This is a genomic window from Vibrio sp. 10N.222.51.C5, from assembly GCF_041474575.1.
Taxonomy (GTDB): domain Bacteria; phylum Pseudomonadota; class Gammaproteobacteria; order Enterobacterales; family Vibrionaceae; genus Vibrio; species Vibrio crassostreae_C.
Map to the genome: position 1 here is coordinate 19,975 of NZ_JBFRUJ010000020.1, position 16,327 is coordinate 36,301.

Consider the following 16,327-nt stretch of genomic DNA (forward strand, 5'->3'; position numbering starts at 1 on the left):
AAGACACTCAATCCTCTATTCGTCATCAAGCGGAACCAGCTTGGTATTACCACCGTGTGCTTTCTCACGCTTACGTTGCACGAATGCGTAGAAGCCAGGGATTAGGAACGTACCCGCCAGTAATACACATAACAGGCCGCCGATCAGTGAAATACCCAGAGAGTTCTGACTCACGTGACCTGCGCCCGCAGCGAAGATAAGCGGGAAGATACCTAAGATGAACGACCAAGACGTCATGTTCACAGCACGGAAACGCAGTGTACCGCCCTTCACCGCTGCATCTTCAATCGGTGCGTCTTTCTCTTCACGCTCTACCTTTGCGAATTCCACAATCAAGATTGCGTTCTTCGCGGCCAAGGCTATCAAGAGAACCAAACCTATTTGTGCATAAAGGTTCAGCGGAGTGCCCGTTAGATTCAATGCCAAGAAGGAGCCTAAGGTTGCGACAGGTACCACGAGGATAATCGCAATCGGAATTGTCCAACTCTCGTATTGAGCCACCATAAACAGGTAGATGAAGATCAGAGCCAGTGCGAAAGCAAAGATCGCTTGGTTACCTGCTAGTACTTCTTGGTAAGCCATGCCTGTCCATTCGTACTGATACCCCTGAGGCAATACTTCTGCAGCTACGCGTTCCATTGCCGCAATCGCATCACCACTTGAGTAACCTTCTGCAGGTTGACCTTGAATCACGGCACTGCGGTACATGTTGTAACGCCATGCTACATCTGGTTCGAAGATCTGATCGTAAGTCACCAATGTGCTTAACGGGATCATCTCGCCATTAGACGAACGAACGTGGAATCGTTGTAGGTCGTCCATGCTGCTACGGTGTTCACTGTCAGCTTGCATGGTTACGCGGAAGTTCTTACCAAACATGGTGAAGTCGTTCACGTACAACGAACCAAGGTTACCTTGTAGTGTTTGGAAAATTTCCGACAACGGAATACCTAATTGCTGCGCTTTCTCACGGTCAATATCGACATAGTAGTGAGGTACGTTCGCACGGAAAGTACTGAATGTGTGTGAAATCTCAGGCTGTTTGCTCGCCTCAGCTATCACGTCATTCATCACCATAGCAAGATCAGTACGGCTTCGGCCTAGCGTATCTTCAAGTACAAACTCGAAACCAGACGCGGCCCCCATGCCCGGAACTGCAGGAGGCCCCATCGCAAACACGACAGCTTGAGGAAGTTCAGTCGCAGCACGACCATTAATACGCTGTGAGATAGCCTGAGCAGAGTGTTGACCATCCAGTGCATTACGCATGTCCCAATCGTGGAGCTTGATGAACATCGACGCACCATTCGAAGCAGAAGCGCCTGTCATGAATGCATAGCCGTTAACCAGTGTTACACCGTCAACGCCAGGCTCTTGTTCAACCATCTCTAGCAACTGCTTCGTCACATCCTCGGTACGAGACAGTGAAGCCGCATCCGGAAGTTGAACGTTAACCAGTAAAATACCCTTATCTTCTTGAGGTACGAACGCCGTAGACGTGGTTTTCGCGAAGTAAGTTACCGCTGCTAGCGCCACAACGAAGAAGGTAAACAGCAGAACACCCTTTTTCACAAGGAAGCCTGCAATTTGACCGTATTTGTTGGTTACTGATTCAAGACCACGGTTAAACGCTTGGTACCAACGAGCCGTATTACCACCGCCCTGCTTAAGAACTAATGAACACAATGCAGGTGACAGTGTTAGAGCATTAATAGAAGAGATAACAACAGCGATACAGATAGTTAGAGCAAACTGACGATACATGATACCGGTAATACCTGGCAGCATAGCTACTGGAATGAATACCGCTAACAGTACCAACGTAGAAGTAACAATCGGACCCGTTACTTCCTTCATTGCGATAAGCGTTGCTTTACGCGGTGAGATCGTTGGGTCTTTGGCCATCGTGGTATCAACGTTTTCAATAACCAAGATCGCATCATCTACTACGATACCAATCGCCAATATCAAACCAAATAGAGTCACCGTGTTGATGGTAAAGCCTGTCATCTGCATGACCGCAAAAGTACCAATCAAAGATACAGGAATCGCAACCACCGGAATCAAAGTCGCACGCGCACTACCTAAGAACAGATACGTTACCGCGATAACCAGTAAGATCGCTTCAATTAGCGTTTTTACTACGCCTTTGATCGACTCTGCAACGAAGAGTGTCGTGTCATAACTCGCCTCATAAGCAACGCCTTCAGGGAAATTTTTGCCTAAATTATCCAGCATCGCCATCACCGCTTTACCACTTTCCAGCGCGTTAGCGTCTGATTGAAGTGACAACGTTACGATTGAAGCGTCTTGACCACGGTATTTACCATTGCCATCGTAGAACTTTTTACCAAGCTCAACGCGTGAAACGTCTTTTAAATAAACCGTTGAACCATCTTGGTTTGCACGAAGTACAACATTTTCAAACTCATCAGCCGTTTCTAGTCGGCCTTTGGTTACCAAGTTGAACTGCACTTCTTGTGCGTTGTTGTAAGGTGCAGCACCAATACGACCAGCCGCTACCTGAACGTTCTGTTCAGCCAAGGCGCGATTCACATCAGAGGTGGTTATATTGAGGTTAGCCATTTTCTCAGGGTCTAACCAAACACGCATCGCGTATTCGCCACCACCCAATACGTTAACTTCACTGATACCCTTTACACGGGCCAATTGGTCTTTAATGTTCAAGTTCACGTAGTTGATCAAGAATTGATCGTCATACTCTCCGTTCGGCGAGTAGAAGTTCAATACCATCAGCAAGTCAGGAGAACGCTTCTTGACCGTTACACCCACCATTCTTACTTCTTGTGGAAGTTTCGATTCGATCTGAGCAACACGGTTCTGCACGTTGACCTGAGCCATATCAGCATCAGTACCGACATCAAAGGTCACGTTAAGGTTGTATGAACCATCGTTAGCACTTTTAGAGGACATGTAGATCATATCTTCTACGCCGTTAACCGACGTTTCTATGGGGTCGGCTATCGCCTGCTCCACCACTTCAGCACTTGCGCCCGTATAGAATGCAGACACACTGACCGACGGTGGGCTAATTTTTGGATATTCAGCCACCGGCAAGATAGCGAGAGAAATCGCACCCGCCAGCGTTAATATGATGGATATAACAAGGGCAAACTTAGGCCTTTGAATAAAGAAACGACTCAACATAAATAGCCCCCTTACTCAGCTTGTTCAGCAGAAGGTTGAATGCGAACGGACATACCATTACGGACACGCTGTAAGCCTTGAGTGATGACTGAGTCGTTCTTCTCTAATCCAGAATGAACAATTACACCACCTTCAACCTGACGACCCATCTCGATGTTTCTGCGCTCAGCAACTGGTGCCGCTTTACCTTCAACCAGTACCATCACAAAGTCGCCTTCTAGGTCGGTTTGTACTGCTCGGCGTGGGATAGTCACAACATCAATAGATTGCTTTTCACGTAGATCCACACGAACGTGTTGACCAGGAAGTAATCGTTGATTCGGATTATCAGCGATTGCGCGCATCGCGATCGTACCGGTATTGAGATTGATACGGTTACCCAAAAAATCGAGCTGACCTAGGTGTTCAAACGCTTCACCGTTCTCAAGCATGATCTGAACTTCAACACCTGCAGAGTCGCTGCTGCCATCGCCTTCGATGCGGTCCATACCCAGCTCAATACGCTCTCGCTCACTGATGCTGAACGATGCGTGGATTGGGTCTAGGCTAACCAAAGTCGTCAGTACACCTGAAGACGGCGAAACCAGATCACCCGTGCTCACTTTGGTATCGCTAATACGGCCAGAGAAAGGCGCGATGATTTTGGTATGAGAAAGCTGAACATTCGCAGCATTAAGCTGTGCTTGGCTTGCTTCAAGCTGTGCTTGAGAGCCTAATAAGTTTGCCGTTAATGCATCGAATTCTGATTGAGAAATACTGCCTTTCGGAAGTAGGTTTTTACCACGGTTAAAATCAAGCTCGGCTTTCTTAAGGTTCGCGTTTGCTTGAGCAACAGACGCTTTTGCGCTTGCAACTTCAGCTTCAAACGAAGATGGCTCAATGGAATATAGCAGCTGGCCCTTTTCGACCATTTGGCCTTCTTTGAAATGGCGGCTTTGCAGGTAGCCAGAAACTTGTGCAGTAATTGCCGTGTCTTCAACGGCTTCAATACGACCGATGTACGACTTACTTTGTTGGTGAGAAACGACGCTAACATCCTGTACAGCTACGAGAGGTAAAGGCGCTTGCTTGGCATTCTGAGCATCTTGCCCACATCCAGCAAGAATAAGAGAGCTTGCAAGAGCCGTAAGGATTAACTTTTTACGCATGGTTATACCGTCACTTATGAGAAATTGAACAGCATAAAAGTTACGTAACACAATTGCTTCAAATGTCCGAGGAATATCAATTATAACTGGCCAAAGTGTATCAATATGTTAATTGAAACCAAGTGCTTATAAAGTGATTACAAACACGCTACAATTCCTAAGTAAATCAATCTCTCAGCTTTTGTTCTCTATGGATATTGTCTAACATAATGTATTGTCAGACAGATAAGCATTCACATTTAATTGTTAAGGAATTCTCATGATTTCAAAATGGGCTAAACGTTTCTATCAAATGGCGGAATTGGTCGGTTCTTGGAGTAAAGATCCTTCAACTCAAGTCGGCGCCGTAATCACTAAGCACAACCGCATTGTTTCTGTTGGTTTTAATGGCTACCCACATGGCGTGTCTGATAGTGCGGATACTGATGACAGAGAGATGAAGTACCTCAAGACACTTCACGCTGAAGAAAATGCGATCTTATTCGCCAAGCGTGATTTGGACAGTTGTGAGATCTGGGTGACGCATTTCCCTTGTCCAAACTGTGCAGCAAAAATCATCCAAACAGGTATTTCAGCAGTACATTGCCCAGAGCAAAGTGAGGATTTCCTTTCTCGCTGGGGCGACAAGATTAAAGTTAGCCAAGATATGTTTGAGCAAGCTGGTGTACAAGTGGATTGGTTACCACTCGCTGACCTAGATTAAGCTAACAAATAGCAAGAACAAAAAAGCCGAGAGTCGATAGTATCGCTCTCGGCTTTCTTATGTTTGGGCTTATAGTTTGGTCGCTATAGTTTAGAGACTATAGCTTGGTCACTGTAAACTGATGAGCAAACTAAGCGCTCGTTGGGAATGCTTCCGCGTACGCTTCCATAAAGTCTTTACGAATATCTTGCTCTAAATGAATCGCTTTTTCGGTCGGACAGAAGATCATAAAGTGCACTTCTTGCTCACCTGTCGAACTGCTTGTGATATGGATGTGAGGCTCAGAACCCGGAAGGTCAACACCAGCGTGCTTTTCGATCACACCGTTGTAACGGCGAGCAACATCGATAAACTCTTCGCAATGCTCTTCAATTTTCACAATAAGACCCGACAGCATAGGGTATAGGTTTACAAAGTCTTTCACCGTCACAAAAAAGTTATGATAAACATAACGCTTCATGAAGTTGAGGTTCTTAACCGGATAAGTGAAGAACATGCTATTAGGCAGCGTGGCTGTCTTGCCAGTGAAGTGATATTGCCCATGATACAAATCGATTTCTTGAATCACGGTCGCCATCAGATTGTGCTCAATCACTTCACCGCTGATTTTACCCACTTCGATCCAGTCGCCGATTCTAAATGAACGAGAACTCGCACGCTGAATAGAACCGGTGAAACACAAAATGATCTCTTTTGAAGCCACTACTATCGCAACAGCAATGGCCGTGACAGATAGCGCAAACTCGCTGATTTCGGATTTCCACAGCACAAATAACGTCACAACAATAATCGCGAATGTGCCGTTTTTGGTTCGTGACATCCAGTTACGTTGGTCTTCACTAAGGAAAGCAACATCACCTCTTATTTGAGATAAGGTGATTCGGCGAATGATTAAAATAATAGTGATAATCAACGCACTAAAAATAAACTTATGAGCGAGTAGAAAATCAATTACTTGCCACACTTTTTCCATTACTTATTCCTTAGCATTACAACGACGAGCTTTACAACGATTAGCGGAGACTTCGCTATGAAAAAGCGCTCAAAAATAGAGCGCTTTTTTACGTGCCTAAATCAGCTATTGGTAAGGCTATCATTTTATCTTGGCAGAAGTAATAAATTGGCCAAAAGTTTCACACCAAATCACAACCGTATTAAATCGATTAAGATCAGTACCTTCGGGAAGCTCAACCATAAAGCGGTCGAATGTTTTCACATCTCCGACTCTCAATAACTCGTTCTTGCTGTCATTGAAAGCGTGCTCGGTTTCAATGAACTTAGGCGAGAGATAAACCTTGTAATCAGGTCCCGGCGCCAATTCACCTTCAAAAGCGATCGCACTTTCGGATACTGAGACGATGCCTTCTCCCCAGTGCAAGAAGTCACTGTCTTGTCGATCTTTAGTGAACTCGCCCGTGTAGATAGCCTGCTCACTGATCGCTTCAACAGAACTTGAGGAAGGAGAATCAGGCTCAATCAAGATAGGCAATGCGTAAACACCTAGCCCAAAACCAACAGCACCCACGGCTAAGTGGGTGCAAAGTAAAACTAACTTTTTCATCGCGTACTCCCTTATGCTTAAAGAGAGTATTATTGAATACTCTCAAAAATACAAAGAGATATAACGCTCTGATGTTCTATTTTTGGTAATGCGTTGCTGTACGTTGTGACAGTTCAACAATCACTTTTACCGCTTGCTCCATGCCTTGAATGGTAATGAACTCATGAATACCGTGGAAGTTGTAACCGCCAGTAAAGATATTCGGACATGGTAGCCCCATGAAAGATAAGCGAGCACCGTCTGTACCACCTCGGATTGGTTTAACCATTGGCTCGACATTGCACTCAATCATCGCCTGCTTGGCCAATTCAATAATATGTTGATGCGGTTCAACCATCTCTTTCATGTTGAAGTAGCTATCGGTTAGCACCAGCTCAACACGGCCTTTCTCAAGGCGCTCATTCAGCTCATCGACTTTCTGCTGCATGAATGCTTTACGCGCTTCTACACCCTCACGTTCAAAATCACGGATGATGTATCCCAGTTCAGAGCGAGCCACACCCATTTCCGCCGATTTCAGGTGGTAGAAGCCTTCATAACCTTCTGTGCACTCTGGTGTTTCTTGCGCAGGCATCATCAATTGGAATTGCGCTGCAATGTTCATCGAGTTCACCATTTTATCTTTTGCGGTGCCCGGGTGAACGTTCACGCCATGACAGATAACATCGGCGCTCGTGGCATTGAAGTTCTCAAATTCCAACTCCCCTACTGGGCCACCATCGATGGTGTACGCCCACTCGGCGCCAAATTTTTCAACGTCAAACAGGTTCGCACCGCGACCAATCTCTTCATCCGGCGTGAAGCCAATGCAGATGTCGCCGTGTTTGATGTCTGGATTCGCTTTCAGGTAAGCAATTGCACTGATGATTTCAGCGATGCCCGCTTTGTTGTCGGCACCAAGCAGAGTTGTGCCGTCAGTCGTAATCAGGTCGTGACCATGTAAAGAATCAAGATCTGGATACTGGCTTGGGTTCAAACTCTCGCCACTTTCCCCTAATTCAATCGTTCCACCTCGGTAATCTTTAATCACTTGTGGTTTCACGTTGGCGCCTGATGCGTCAGGAGCGGTATCCATGTGCGCCACAAAGCCAATCGCAGGCACATCGTAATCGACATTCGACGGCAGTTTCGCCATCAAGTATCCATTGTCATCTAAAGACACATCAACTAAGTCTAATGCCACCAATTCTAACTTTAAGGCTTCAGCAAAGGTAATTTGACCCGGTGAACTTGGGCATTGCTGATTAGAAGGATCGGATTTGGTATCAAAAGTAACGTAATTCAGAAAACGTTCTACAAGCTTTTCCATAATTCATCTCACCATGGATTAAGTAATTGATTTACTGACTTAATTATTATGTCGATAAGTGATACATCGTTAAATAAATACGAGCACAGAGTCAGTAGCGAGGGTTTTCATCTTACGCCCCTGACCATGTATGTAATTGCTCTAAATCATTATTGTGCGAAATTAGATGCGCTTCCTATACTTGAAAACAGAGGGTTTCGTCAGTTCAACATTGCATACGGATGATAAGAGATCGCTTTGTACGCATTCTACGCCCTCCGCTCTCAGCCTAACAAAAGTACAAAGTGGATGATGATCACAATTTATCCTTGATGCAGAATCTGTCATACGTTACACGGAGACACAGTTATGACGATTAATAAATATTTCATTTTCTCTCCTCAAGCCTCTGAGGAAACGCTTCGACCAGTATTAACTGAGAAAGAAGTTCAAAGGCAGGAAGCTCTAAGACAGGCGCAGATCCAGGGTGGATTAGACACAAACGCGACCTCGTAACTCAATGAATACCTAGCACTATTAAGACCCCTATAAAAAAGCTCTACGCTCTATCCGGTAGAGCTTTTTTTATTTTTGATCTGTTCTCCTCTCCCCCACTCCCAAACAAGCTGAACATTAAACCTTCGCTCATTGCTTGTTGTTCTTCACTTCTCGATCACCAATTGGCTCATAGTTTCTCGCGAATGTATTTTCACGCATTGCACACACTAGCTTGCAGCGCTGAGAAATGACTCACTAAACTCCCCGATGCCATACCTTGTCGTGTCATTTTGTGCTAATAATTCATATTCGTTTTCATTCCTCACTCGCCCTCTTTTCAAAACTATAATGCGAGTACCAGAGAACCTAACCACAGGAACCCCGAATTCAATGGAATATTCAAAGCTAGGAAGTAGTCAAATTCCCGTTTCCCGTATCTGTCTTGGCAGCATGACTTGGGGGCTACAAAATACGCAGCAGCAAGCCGACCAACAGATCGAATACGCATTAAGCCAAGGTATTAACTTTATCGATACTGCAGAGATGTACGCGGTTCCACCTTCTCCAGATACCTACGGAAAAACAGAAGCGATCATTGGTAACTGGTTATCGCGTAACCCACAGCGTCGACAAGAGTTGATCATTGCGAGCAAAATTGCCGGGCCAGGGCTTCCTTGGGTTCGAGATGGCGGCCCGATAACGGGTGAAGCGGTGATCGCAGCCGTTGACGCATCATTAAAACGCCTACAAACAGACTATATCGACCTTTACCAACTTCATTGGCCAAATCGTACAACGCCTCACTTTGGTAAGCATTTCCCGAATCACATTCGATTCAGTGATATTGACCGAAAGCAGCATGAAGCTGAGATGTTGGAAATCCTACAAGCACTGGCAAGCTGCATTAAGGCGGGGAAAATTCGCCATGTCGGGCTTTCAGATGATTCTACTTGGGGCATTAACACTTACCTCAAGCTGAGTGAGATGCACGATTTGCCACGCATGGTCTCTATTCAGAATGAATTTAGCTTACTGCACGCAAAAGACTGGCCATATCTGATTGAGAACTGTGTTCATGAAGATGTCGCTTACCTGCCATGGTCGCCTTTGGCTGCAGGCATGTTGAGTGGAAAGTACATCGATGGCGCAAGACCAGAAGGCAGTCGTTGGACTTACATGCAGCGCAAAGGCATTTTCCGTGACACAGAATCTGCCAACGAAGCGGTTAAAGGCTATGTTGAAGTGGCGAATGCTCACGGGTTCACTCCGAGCCAGCTGGCATTGGCTTGGTGTAATCAAGTTGATGGGGTGACTTCCACCATCATTGGTGCAACTACTATGGAGCAGCTAAAAGAGAACGTAGCCGCATTCAGCAAACCGCTGTCAGAAGAGATCCTGACTGATATCAATACCGTCTTTAAGCGCTATCCTGTGCCGTATTGATCTTTGGTTGAGCTTTACCAGCTCTGTTCAGCTTTAGTAAATCCTATAAGAGCGCGCTATTTAGTGCGCTTTTCTTTTTTAAGTGGGTCGCTTTTGCTTTTTATATGGATAGCATTGAGTCATCACGCTTTTGGTTCGCTAACCTTTGCTCTATAATGCGCGGGCTTATATCTAGGATAAAAACATGATTTCAAAAAACCAATTAAAACTCCTTCGTGCTTTGGGCCAAAAGAAACAACGTAAAGCCCACGGCCTGTTTCTAGTTCAAGGTGAAAAGAACGTTCTTGAGCTGTTCAATAGTGACTTAGTCGTGAAGAACGTCTTTGCTACCGCTGATTTCTTATCTGAAAATCACGCATCACTGATTGAGTTTGATTGTGTTGAAGCCTCACTGGATGACCTAACCAAAGCGAGCACTTTGGTAAGTAACAATGCAGCGATTGCGGTTGTTGAGATCCCAACGTTTGAACTACCAGAAGCGACAGGACTGATGATTGCACTTGATGGCGTTTCAGACCCTGGCAACCTAGGTACGATTATTCGCGTAGCAGACTGGTATGGCATCAAGCATATCGTTGCGAGCAGTGATTGCGCAGACCCATACAACCCTAAAACGATCAGCGCGACTATGGGCAGCTTTGGCCGAGTACACGTAAGTCAAACTGACTTACCAGCTTACTTAGAGCAAGCGAATCTACCGGTTTACGGTGCATTTTTGGAAGGCGAAAGTGTTCATAAGACTGACTTCACTGCAAATGGCATTTTGCTGATGGGCAGCGAGTCTCACGGTATTCGTGAACACGCCGCTAAATACGTGACAGATAAGATTACGATTCCAGCATTCGGTGGCGCAGAGTCTTTGAACGTTGCAATGGCGACTGGCATCATTCTCGACAACATGCGTCGTCAGCACAGCTAGGTCTCATAAGCTAACGATCCAGTCGACAATGTTCAAATATTAAAAAAGGCGTATTGATTAAATCAGTACGCCTTTTTATCTAAGTTCTTTTCAACAATTACTTTTCTAGCATTGCCAACTTATCAGCGACACCATTCCACTTCTCAGCGTCATCCATTGGTGCTTTTACTTCCGTTTGTACCGGCCAGATTTCGGCAAGCTCTGCGTTCACTTCGATAAAGATTTTTTGATCTTCTGGTAGCTCATCTTCTTGGAAGATCGCTTGAGCATCACATTCAGGTACACATAAACCACAATCAATACATTCGATTGGGTTGATTACCATGAAATTTGGGCCTTCATGGAACGCATCTGCGGGGCACACTGCCACACAGTCTGTGTATTTACATTGAATACAATTATCGCCTACGACAAATGCCATGATGCTCTGCTCTATAAGTTAGTCAAAATTGAAGAATGGGGATAATACTCATCCCAAAGCAAAATTCAACATCATACGGCTCTAATATCGTGTCTATTTGCTCCATGTTTCCAAATTAGTATGACAGATAAATCAATTTCTCGTAAAATGCGCGCCATTGTGAGCTTATCGCTTCTTTGAACATCAGCGTTTCCATCAAACTCTGTATTAAGAAACGATCTAGCTAAGACACCTATAAAAACGAGACATCGAAATGATACGTTTAACCGAAATTAAACTCCCACTAGACCATGAAGAGTCTGCTATTCAAGACGCTATTGAAGCGAAACTTGGTATTAACTCTGATCAGGTACTCTCTTTTAATATCTTTAAACGTGGCTACGATGCTCGTAAGAAATCAAAGATCTTACTTATCTACACGCTTGACGTTCTCGTTGAAAACGAAGCTGAGTTGTTAGAACAATTCATTAGCGACCCGCACGTAAAAGTGACTCCTGATATGGAGTACAAGTTTGTTGCTAAAGCGGTTGAGAACCAAACTGAGCGCCCTGTGGTTATCGGTTTTGGCCCATGTGGTCTATTCGCTGGCCTAGTGCTTGCTCAAATGGGTTTCAACCCAATCATCGTTGAGCGTGGTAAAGAAGTTCGTGAGCGTACGAAAGATACCTTTGGTTTCTGGCGTAAGCGTACGCTGAACACAGAATCAAACGTACAGTTTGGTGAAGGCGGCGCAGGTACTTTCTCTGACGGTAAGCTGTACAGCCAAGTTAAAGATCCAAAGCACTACGGCCGTAAAGTAATTGAAGAGTTCGTTGCTGCGGGTGCACCAGAAGAAATTCTATACGTAAGTAAGCCGCACATCGGTACCTTTAAACTGGTTACCATGATCGAAAAGATGCGCGCTTCTATCATTGAACTTGGTGGCGAAATCCGTTTCAGCACTCGTGTTGACGACGTTCATATGGAAGATGGTCAAATCACTGGCCTAACGCTTTCTAACGGTGAAGAGATCAAATCTCGTCACGTGGTATTGGCTGTTGGCCACAGTGCTCGTGACACGTTTGAAATGCTGTACGATCGTGGCGTTTACATGGAAGCGAAGCCTTTCTCTGTTGGTTTCCGTATCGAACACAAGCAATCGATGATCGATGAAGCTCGTTTCGGTAAGAACGCAGGCAACCCAATCCTAGGTGCTGCGGACTACAAACTCGTTCACCACTGTAAGAATGGCCGCACTGTATACAGCTTCTGTATGTGCCCAGGTGGTACTGTGGTTGCTGCAACGTCTGAAGAAGGCCGCGTAGTAACGAACGGCATGAGCCAATACTCTCGTGCAGAACGTAACGCAAACAGCGCGATCGTTGTAGGTATCGACCCAGAGCGTGATTACCCAGGTGACGCACTGGCTGGTATCCGTTTACAACGTGAACTAGAAAGCGGCGCTTATGTTCTTGGTGGTGAAAACTACGATGCACCAGCTCAAAAAATCGGTGACTTCTTGAAAGGTCGCGATCCAAGTGCAATCGGTGAAGTACAACCGTCATTCACGCCGGGTATCCACCTGACTGATATTTCAAAAGCGCTGCCTGATTTTGCTATCGAAGCGATTCGTGAAGCAATCCCAGCATTCGAGAAGAAGATCAAAGGTTTCTCTACGCCAGACGGCCTACTTACCGGTGTTGAGACACGTACGTCTTCTCCTGTATGCATCAAACGTGGCAAAGACTTCCAAAGCATCAACCTTAAGGGCTTCTTCCCGGCTGGTGAAGGTGCAGGCTACGCAGGCGGTATCCTGTCTGCTGGTATCGACGGCATTAAGGCCGCAGAAGCGCTAGCACTATCAATGGTAGAGCAGAACCAAGCTGAGAAGATTGAGATCGCTTAAGCGCTTTCGATAAAGCAAAGCTAGATCGCGATCAACCAAATCGAGTAGGAGGAGGCCTCACGGCCTCCGTCCTCTCACACCACCGTACAAGCGTGGGTCGCATACGGCGGTTCCGAATATATTTTCAGTGACTCATACCCATCTCGCAATGAGTACAGGCCCAACTCCTCGAACCATTTTATTGGCATGGCGTGATTTAACTGCGGCGTTAAGGCCAAGTGCCACCACCCTTTATCTGACATCGCTACCTTCCACGCATTGCGCTCCGTTACACCTTGTTGTTGTAACCATGTCGCTATGCCGTATCTGCGTTTGCGTTGTTTTAAGCGGTAACATCGTAGCCGTCGCCGTATCCATTCGTCTAAGCGCTGCAAGCTGCTTTTCCGTATGGCGAGTTTGAAGTAGTGTTGCCAACCTCTTAGGTATTGAGTTAATTCCGCTATGACTGCTTGCAACTCTCGCCCTCGGTTTCGCTTCGTTATCTGCCGCACTCGCTTCTTCATTTGAGTTTGTGCTGCCTTCGATAGATGGATTGTTCCATCTATCCCGAAGCGGTGGCTTAAGTAAGTCCGCTCTGTCACTCTTGTCGCACCACTTTTCTCTCGATTTACCGTGAGCTTCAGCTTTTGCTCCAAGAACTCCGTTATCGACTCTTTAACTCGATAAGCGGCTTCTTCACTATGAACGTAGATTTGGCAGTCGTCTGCATATCGACAGAACTTATGCCCTCTGCGCTCTAACTCTTTATCCAGTTCATCTAATACGATATTGGATAGCAACGGGGATAATGGTCCACCCTGTGGTGTCCCTCTTTGTCTCTGTTCAACCATCCCGTTTCGCATTATGCCTGCCTGTAGATATGACCTGATGAGCTTCAACACTCGTTTATCACTGATGTCCTGTGACAGTCTGTACATCAGTCTATCGTGATTCACTGTGTCGAAGTATTTCGCTAGGTCGATATCTACAACATAACCTCGACCTTCTCGGATGTAATGACTGGCTGCCGTTAATGCCTGGTGCGCACTGCGGTTTGGTCTAAATCCGTAACTGCTATTGGAGAACTTGGGGTCATAGATATCTGACAGTACTGAGGTCATTGCCTGTTGGACAACTCTATCAAGCACGGTTGGGATACCTAGTTGCCTTACGCCACCACTAGGTTTAGGGATTTCTACACCAAGTACCGGTTGAGGTTTGTAGCTTCCTTCCAGAAGACTCTGGCGAAGCGCTTGCCCATTTGAAGCCTGTCGAAGTGTTGAGATAGTCGCATCTATGTCGAGTTTGTCGACACCTGCACATCCTTTGTTCTTCTTCACTCTTCGTAGAGCTTGATTCAAGTTGGTTGAAGAGCAGATTTGCTCCATCAACGACGTTGAGATCACCAAGACTCGTCCTCCTGTTTACGCCAATCATGCTTGTCATTCTTCATCACCATGAGCTTTACTTGCTGTATCGCCCATTGGGACGTAGAGATGGTTTTCATCTTGCTATGACCCCACATGATTGAGTGTCTAGTGACTGCTTCTTGATATATTCAGTTCGGGCCTTCCCTTAAGTTGTACTTCCTTAAGGTACTATGCCTTCTGCTGACTTCTTATTGCTCGTCATACCGCATCGCTGCTGTATTAGTCTCTATCGAGACAAGTAATAAGATCTCCCGAGGTAAGACGTTGCTCTTTCCCTTGGCCGTGCCTGATTTATCACTACACACTTCCCGTCGAGGCATCGGGCTATTCTATCTATTGCTAGGTTGCCCAAGTTGTAATGACCTACTATCAGATTTCTGTTCGTCACAACCAAGTTTTGCCATTTGCTTCCTTCAGATTTCACCTCACGGTGAACACCCTTGCATAGGCTAACGGTTCTCGCTCGACTGAGCCCGTAGAGGACTTTCACCTCCTAGATCAACGCCATGCTCGGCGCACAACTAAAAATCCAGTGCCTTGTCGACACTGGATTTTTTTATGTGCATGTGACTAGCGGTGAGCAAGCAACATGGTAGAATGCCGCCATTAATCTTATCCTTGTATAAGATTGTTAAACCTTTCCATCGCTATTTAGCCAAATCATACCGAGAAACTTATGCCATTTTCCAAGCTTGGATTAAGCTCACCTATTGTTAAAGCCGTTGCAAAACAAGGCTATGAAAAGCCAACCTCTATTCAAGAAAAAGCAATTCCGATTGTTCTTTCTGGTAAGAACCTTATTGCTGCAGCACAAACAGGTACAGGTAAAACTGCGAGCTTTGTTCTCCCTATCTTAGAAATGCTAAGCAAAGGTGAAACGCAGCGTAAAAAACGTATCCGCGCAGTTATCCTGACACCAACGCGTGAGCTGGCAGTTCAGGTTGAACAGAACATCACTAAGTACGCGAAGTTCCTAAACCTAACATCACTAGCGATGTACGGTGGCGTGTCTTACCAACACCAGAAAGATCGTCTTATTGAAGGCGTGGATATTCTTGTGGCAACACCAGGTCGTTTGATCGACATGTACGGACAACGTGCCGTTCACTTTGATGAAGTGGAAGTACTGGTTCTAGATGAAGCTGACCGCATGCTAGACATGGGTTTCATTGAAGACATCAACAAGATCATCGCGCGTCTACCACAAGACATCCAAAACCTGCTGTTCTCGGCAACGCTTTCAACGCCAGTGCGTGCACTAGCGAAAAGTGCAATCAGTGAAGCGGAAGAGATTTCGATTGCCAAGACTGATGCGTCTAAAGCGAACATTGAGCAATGGTTGGTAACGGTAGATAAAGACCGTAAGTCAGCACTATTGAGCCACATGATTACCGAAGGTAACTGGGACCAAGCGCTTATCTTTATCGAAACCAAGCACGGCGCGGCTAAGTTGGTTGCTCAACTTGAGAAACGTGGTATTCAAGCGGAAGCTTTCCACAGTGGACGTAGCCAAGCGATTCGTGAAAAAATCTTGGCTGACTTTAAGAAAGGTCGCCTAAAATACTTAGTCGCGACGGGTGTTGCTGCTCGTGGTATCGATATCGACAACCTAAGCCGCGTAGTGAACTACGACATGCCATTCCCAGCAGATGATTATGTTCACCGTATTGGTCGTACAGGCCGTGCTGATGCGTCTGGCGAAGCGATATCTTTCCTATCGAAAGATAACTTCAAAAACCTGTGCATTATTGAAAAGCGTCTTGGTCACTTGATTGAACGTCGCGTTGTTGAAGGTTTCGAACCACGCAAAGAAGTACCCATTTCAGTATTGAACTTCGTTCCTAAGAAGAAAAGAGAACAGCAACAAGGCTAAGTAATTTCAGC

At 45.7% G+C, this 16,327-nt stretch carries 13 protein-coding genes; 6 read left to right on the plus strand and 7 right to left on the minus strand.

The genetic code is table 11. The annotated features are described in order from the left end of the window. Positions 1-15 precede the first annotated feature (15 nt). Both AB4558_RS07600 and AB4558_RS07605 read right to left on the minus strand, forming a co-directional pair. Positions 16-3,168, minus strand: coding sequence for an efflux RND transporter permease subunit (locus AB4558_RS07600; protein ID WP_372138038.1), 3,153 nt, complete (start codon positions 3,166-3,168; stop codon positions 16-18). An 11-nt stretch (positions 3,169-3,179) separates the two neighbouring features. Then, positions 3,180-4,316 carry an efflux RND transporter periplasmic adaptor subunit gene (locus AB4558_RS07605; RefSeq protein ID WP_372158465.1) on the minus strand — a complete coding sequence of 379 codons (1,137 nt, stop codon included), beginning with the start codon at positions 4,314-4,316 and terminating at the stop codon, positions 3,180-3,182. A gap of 259 nt (positions 4,317-4,575) precedes the next feature. On the opposite strand from AB4558_RS07605, the gene AB4558_RS07610 reads away from it, so the two are divergent. Beyond that, the gene (locus AB4558_RS07610; RefSeq protein ID WP_004737813.1) at positions 4,576-5,019 is read left to right on the plus strand and encodes a dCMP deaminase family protein; all 444 of its coding nucleotides are present in this window, start codon (positions 4,576-4,578) and stop codon (positions 5,017-5,019) included. 130 nt (positions 5,020-5,149) lie between these two features. Here AB4558_RS07610 and AB4558_RS07615 read toward each other — a convergent pair whose 3' ends face one another. The 3 genes from AB4558_RS07615 to pepT form a co-directional block, all read right to left on the minus strand. Continuing rightward, entirely contained in the window at positions 5,150-5,992 is an 843-nt protein-coding gene (locus tag AB4558_RS07615; protein WP_102427999.1) for a mechanosensitive ion channel family protein, read from the minus strand. A gap of 120 nt (positions 5,993-6,112) precedes the next feature. Continuing rightward, on the minus strand, positions 6,113-6,580 hold the full coding sequence (locus tag AB4558_RS07620; RefSeq protein WP_017064357.1) for a DM13 domain-containing protein: 468 nt from the start codon (positions 6,578-6,580) through the stop codon (positions 6,113-6,115). A gap of 76 nt (positions 6,581-6,656) precedes the next feature. Continuing rightward, on the minus strand, positions 6,657-7,889 hold the full coding sequence (pepT, locus tag AB4558_RS07625) for a peptidase T (RefSeq protein ID WP_017059487.1): 1,233 nt from the start codon (positions 7,887-7,889) through the stop codon (positions 6,657-6,659). A 348-nt stretch (positions 7,890-8,237) separates the two neighbouring features. Here pepT and AB4558_RS07630 point away from each other — a divergent pair, with 348 nt between their 5' ends. The 3 genes from AB4558_RS07630 (at position 8,238) to AB4558_RS07640 (ending at position 10,728) form a co-directional block, all read left to right on the plus strand. Continuing rightward, the gene (locus AB4558_RS07630; protein ID WP_017059486.1) at positions 8,238-8,384 is read left to right on the plus strand and encodes a hypothetical protein; all 147 of its coding nucleotides are present in this window, start codon (positions 8,238-8,240) and stop codon (positions 8,382-8,384) included. 372 nt (positions 8,385-8,756) lie between these two features. After that, positions 8,757-9,809, plus strand: a complete 1,053-nt coding sequence (locus AB4558_RS07635; RefSeq protein WP_372158468.1) for an aldo/keto reductase — start codon at positions 8,757-8,759, stop codon at positions 9,807-9,809. Positions 9,810-9,993: 184 nt separating this feature from the next. Continuing rightward, complete coding sequence (locus AB4558_RS07640; RefSeq protein ID WP_065584752.1) at positions 9,994-10,728, plus strand: RNA methyltransferase; 735 nt, start codon at positions 9,994-9,996, stop codon at positions 10,726-10,728. Between the two features lie 97 nt (positions 10,729-10,825). Here the strand turns inward: AB4558_RS07640 and fdxA are convergent, their stop codons facing one another. Beyond that, positions 10,826-11,149: a ferredoxin FdxA gene (gene fdxA, locus AB4558_RS07645; protein WP_010431058.1), complete on the minus strand. Its 324-nt coding sequence runs from the start codon at positions 11,147-11,149 to the stop codon at positions 10,826-10,828. Between the two features lie 253 nt (positions 11,150-11,402). On the opposite strand from fdxA, the gene AB4558_RS07650 reads away from it, so the two are divergent. Continuing rightward, positions 11,403-13,034 (plus strand): NAD(P)/FAD-dependent oxidoreductase, encoded by a 1,632-nt coding sequence (locus tag AB4558_RS07650; RefSeq protein WP_048606003.1) that lies wholly within the window; start codon positions 11,403-11,405, stop codon positions 13,032-13,034. A gap of 74 nt (positions 13,035-13,108) precedes the next feature. On the opposite strand, the gene ltrA is transcribed toward AB4558_RS07650, so the two are convergent. Beyond that, on the minus strand, positions 13,109-14,401 hold the full coding sequence (gene ltrA, locus AB4558_RS07655) for a group II intron reverse transcriptase/maturase (RefSeq protein WP_372152459.1): 1,293 nt from the start codon (positions 14,399-14,401) through the stop codon (positions 13,109-13,111). Positions 14,402-15,119: 718 nt separating this feature from the next. On the opposite strand from ltrA, the gene AB4558_RS07660 reads away from it, so the two are divergent. Next, positions 15,120-16,316 carry a DEAD/DEAH box helicase gene (locus AB4558_RS07660; RefSeq protein WP_102320726.1) on the plus strand — a complete coding sequence of 399 codons (1,197 nt, stop codon included), beginning with the start codon at positions 15,120-15,122 and terminating at the stop codon, positions 16,314-16,316. Positions 16,317-16,327 lie beyond the last annotated feature (11 nt).

Coding starts and splice junctions, on each gene's coding strand:
- fdxA (WP_010431058.1), bottom strand. CDS start 11,149: ATGGCATTTGTCGTAGGCGATAATTGTATTCAATGTAAATACACAGAC.
- AB4558_RS07615 (WP_102427999.1), bottom strand. CDS start 5,992: ATGGAAAAAGTGTGGCAAGTAATTGATTTTCTACTCGCTCATAAGTTT.
- pepT (WP_017059487.1), bottom strand. CDS start 7,889: ATGGAAAAGCTTGTAGAACGTTTTCTGAATTACGTTACTTTTGATACC.
- ltrA (WP_372152459.1), bottom strand. CDS start 14,401: ATGGAGCAAATCTGCTCTTCAACCAACTTGAATCAAGCTCTACGAAGA.
- AB4558_RS07630 (WP_017059486.1), top strand. CDS start 8,238: ATGACGATTAATAAATATTTCATTTTCTCTCCTCAAGCCTCTGAGGAA.
- AB4558_RS07600 (WP_372138038.1), bottom strand. CDS start 3,168: ATGTTGAGTCGTTTCTTTATTCAAAGGCCTAAGTTTGCCCTTGTTATA.
- AB4558_RS07605 (WP_372158465.1), bottom strand. CDS start 4,316: ATGCGTAAAAAGTTAATCCTTACGGCTCTTGCAAGCTCTCTTATTCTT.
- AB4558_RS07640 (WP_065584752.1), top strand. CDS start 9,994: ATGATTTCAAAAAACCAATTAAAACTCCTTCGTGCTTTGGGCCAAAAG.
- AB4558_RS07610 (WP_004737813.1), top strand. CDS start 4,576: ATGATTTCAAAATGGGCTAAACGTTTCTATCAAATGGCGGAATTGGTC.
- AB4558_RS07620 (WP_017064357.1), bottom strand. CDS start 6,580: ATGAAAAAGTTAGTTTTACTTTGCACCCACTTAGCCGTGGGTGCTGTT.
- AB4558_RS07660 (WP_102320726.1), top strand. CDS start 15,120: ATGCCATTTTCCAAGCTTGGATTAAGCTCACCTATTGTTAAAGCCGTT.
- AB4558_RS07635 (WP_372158468.1), top strand. CDS start 8,757: ATGGAATATTCAAAGCTAGGAAGTAGTCAAATTCCCGTTTCCCGTATC.
- AB4558_RS07650 (WP_048606003.1), top strand. CDS start 11,403: ATGATACGTTTAACCGAAATTAAACTCCCACTAGACCATGAAGAGTCT.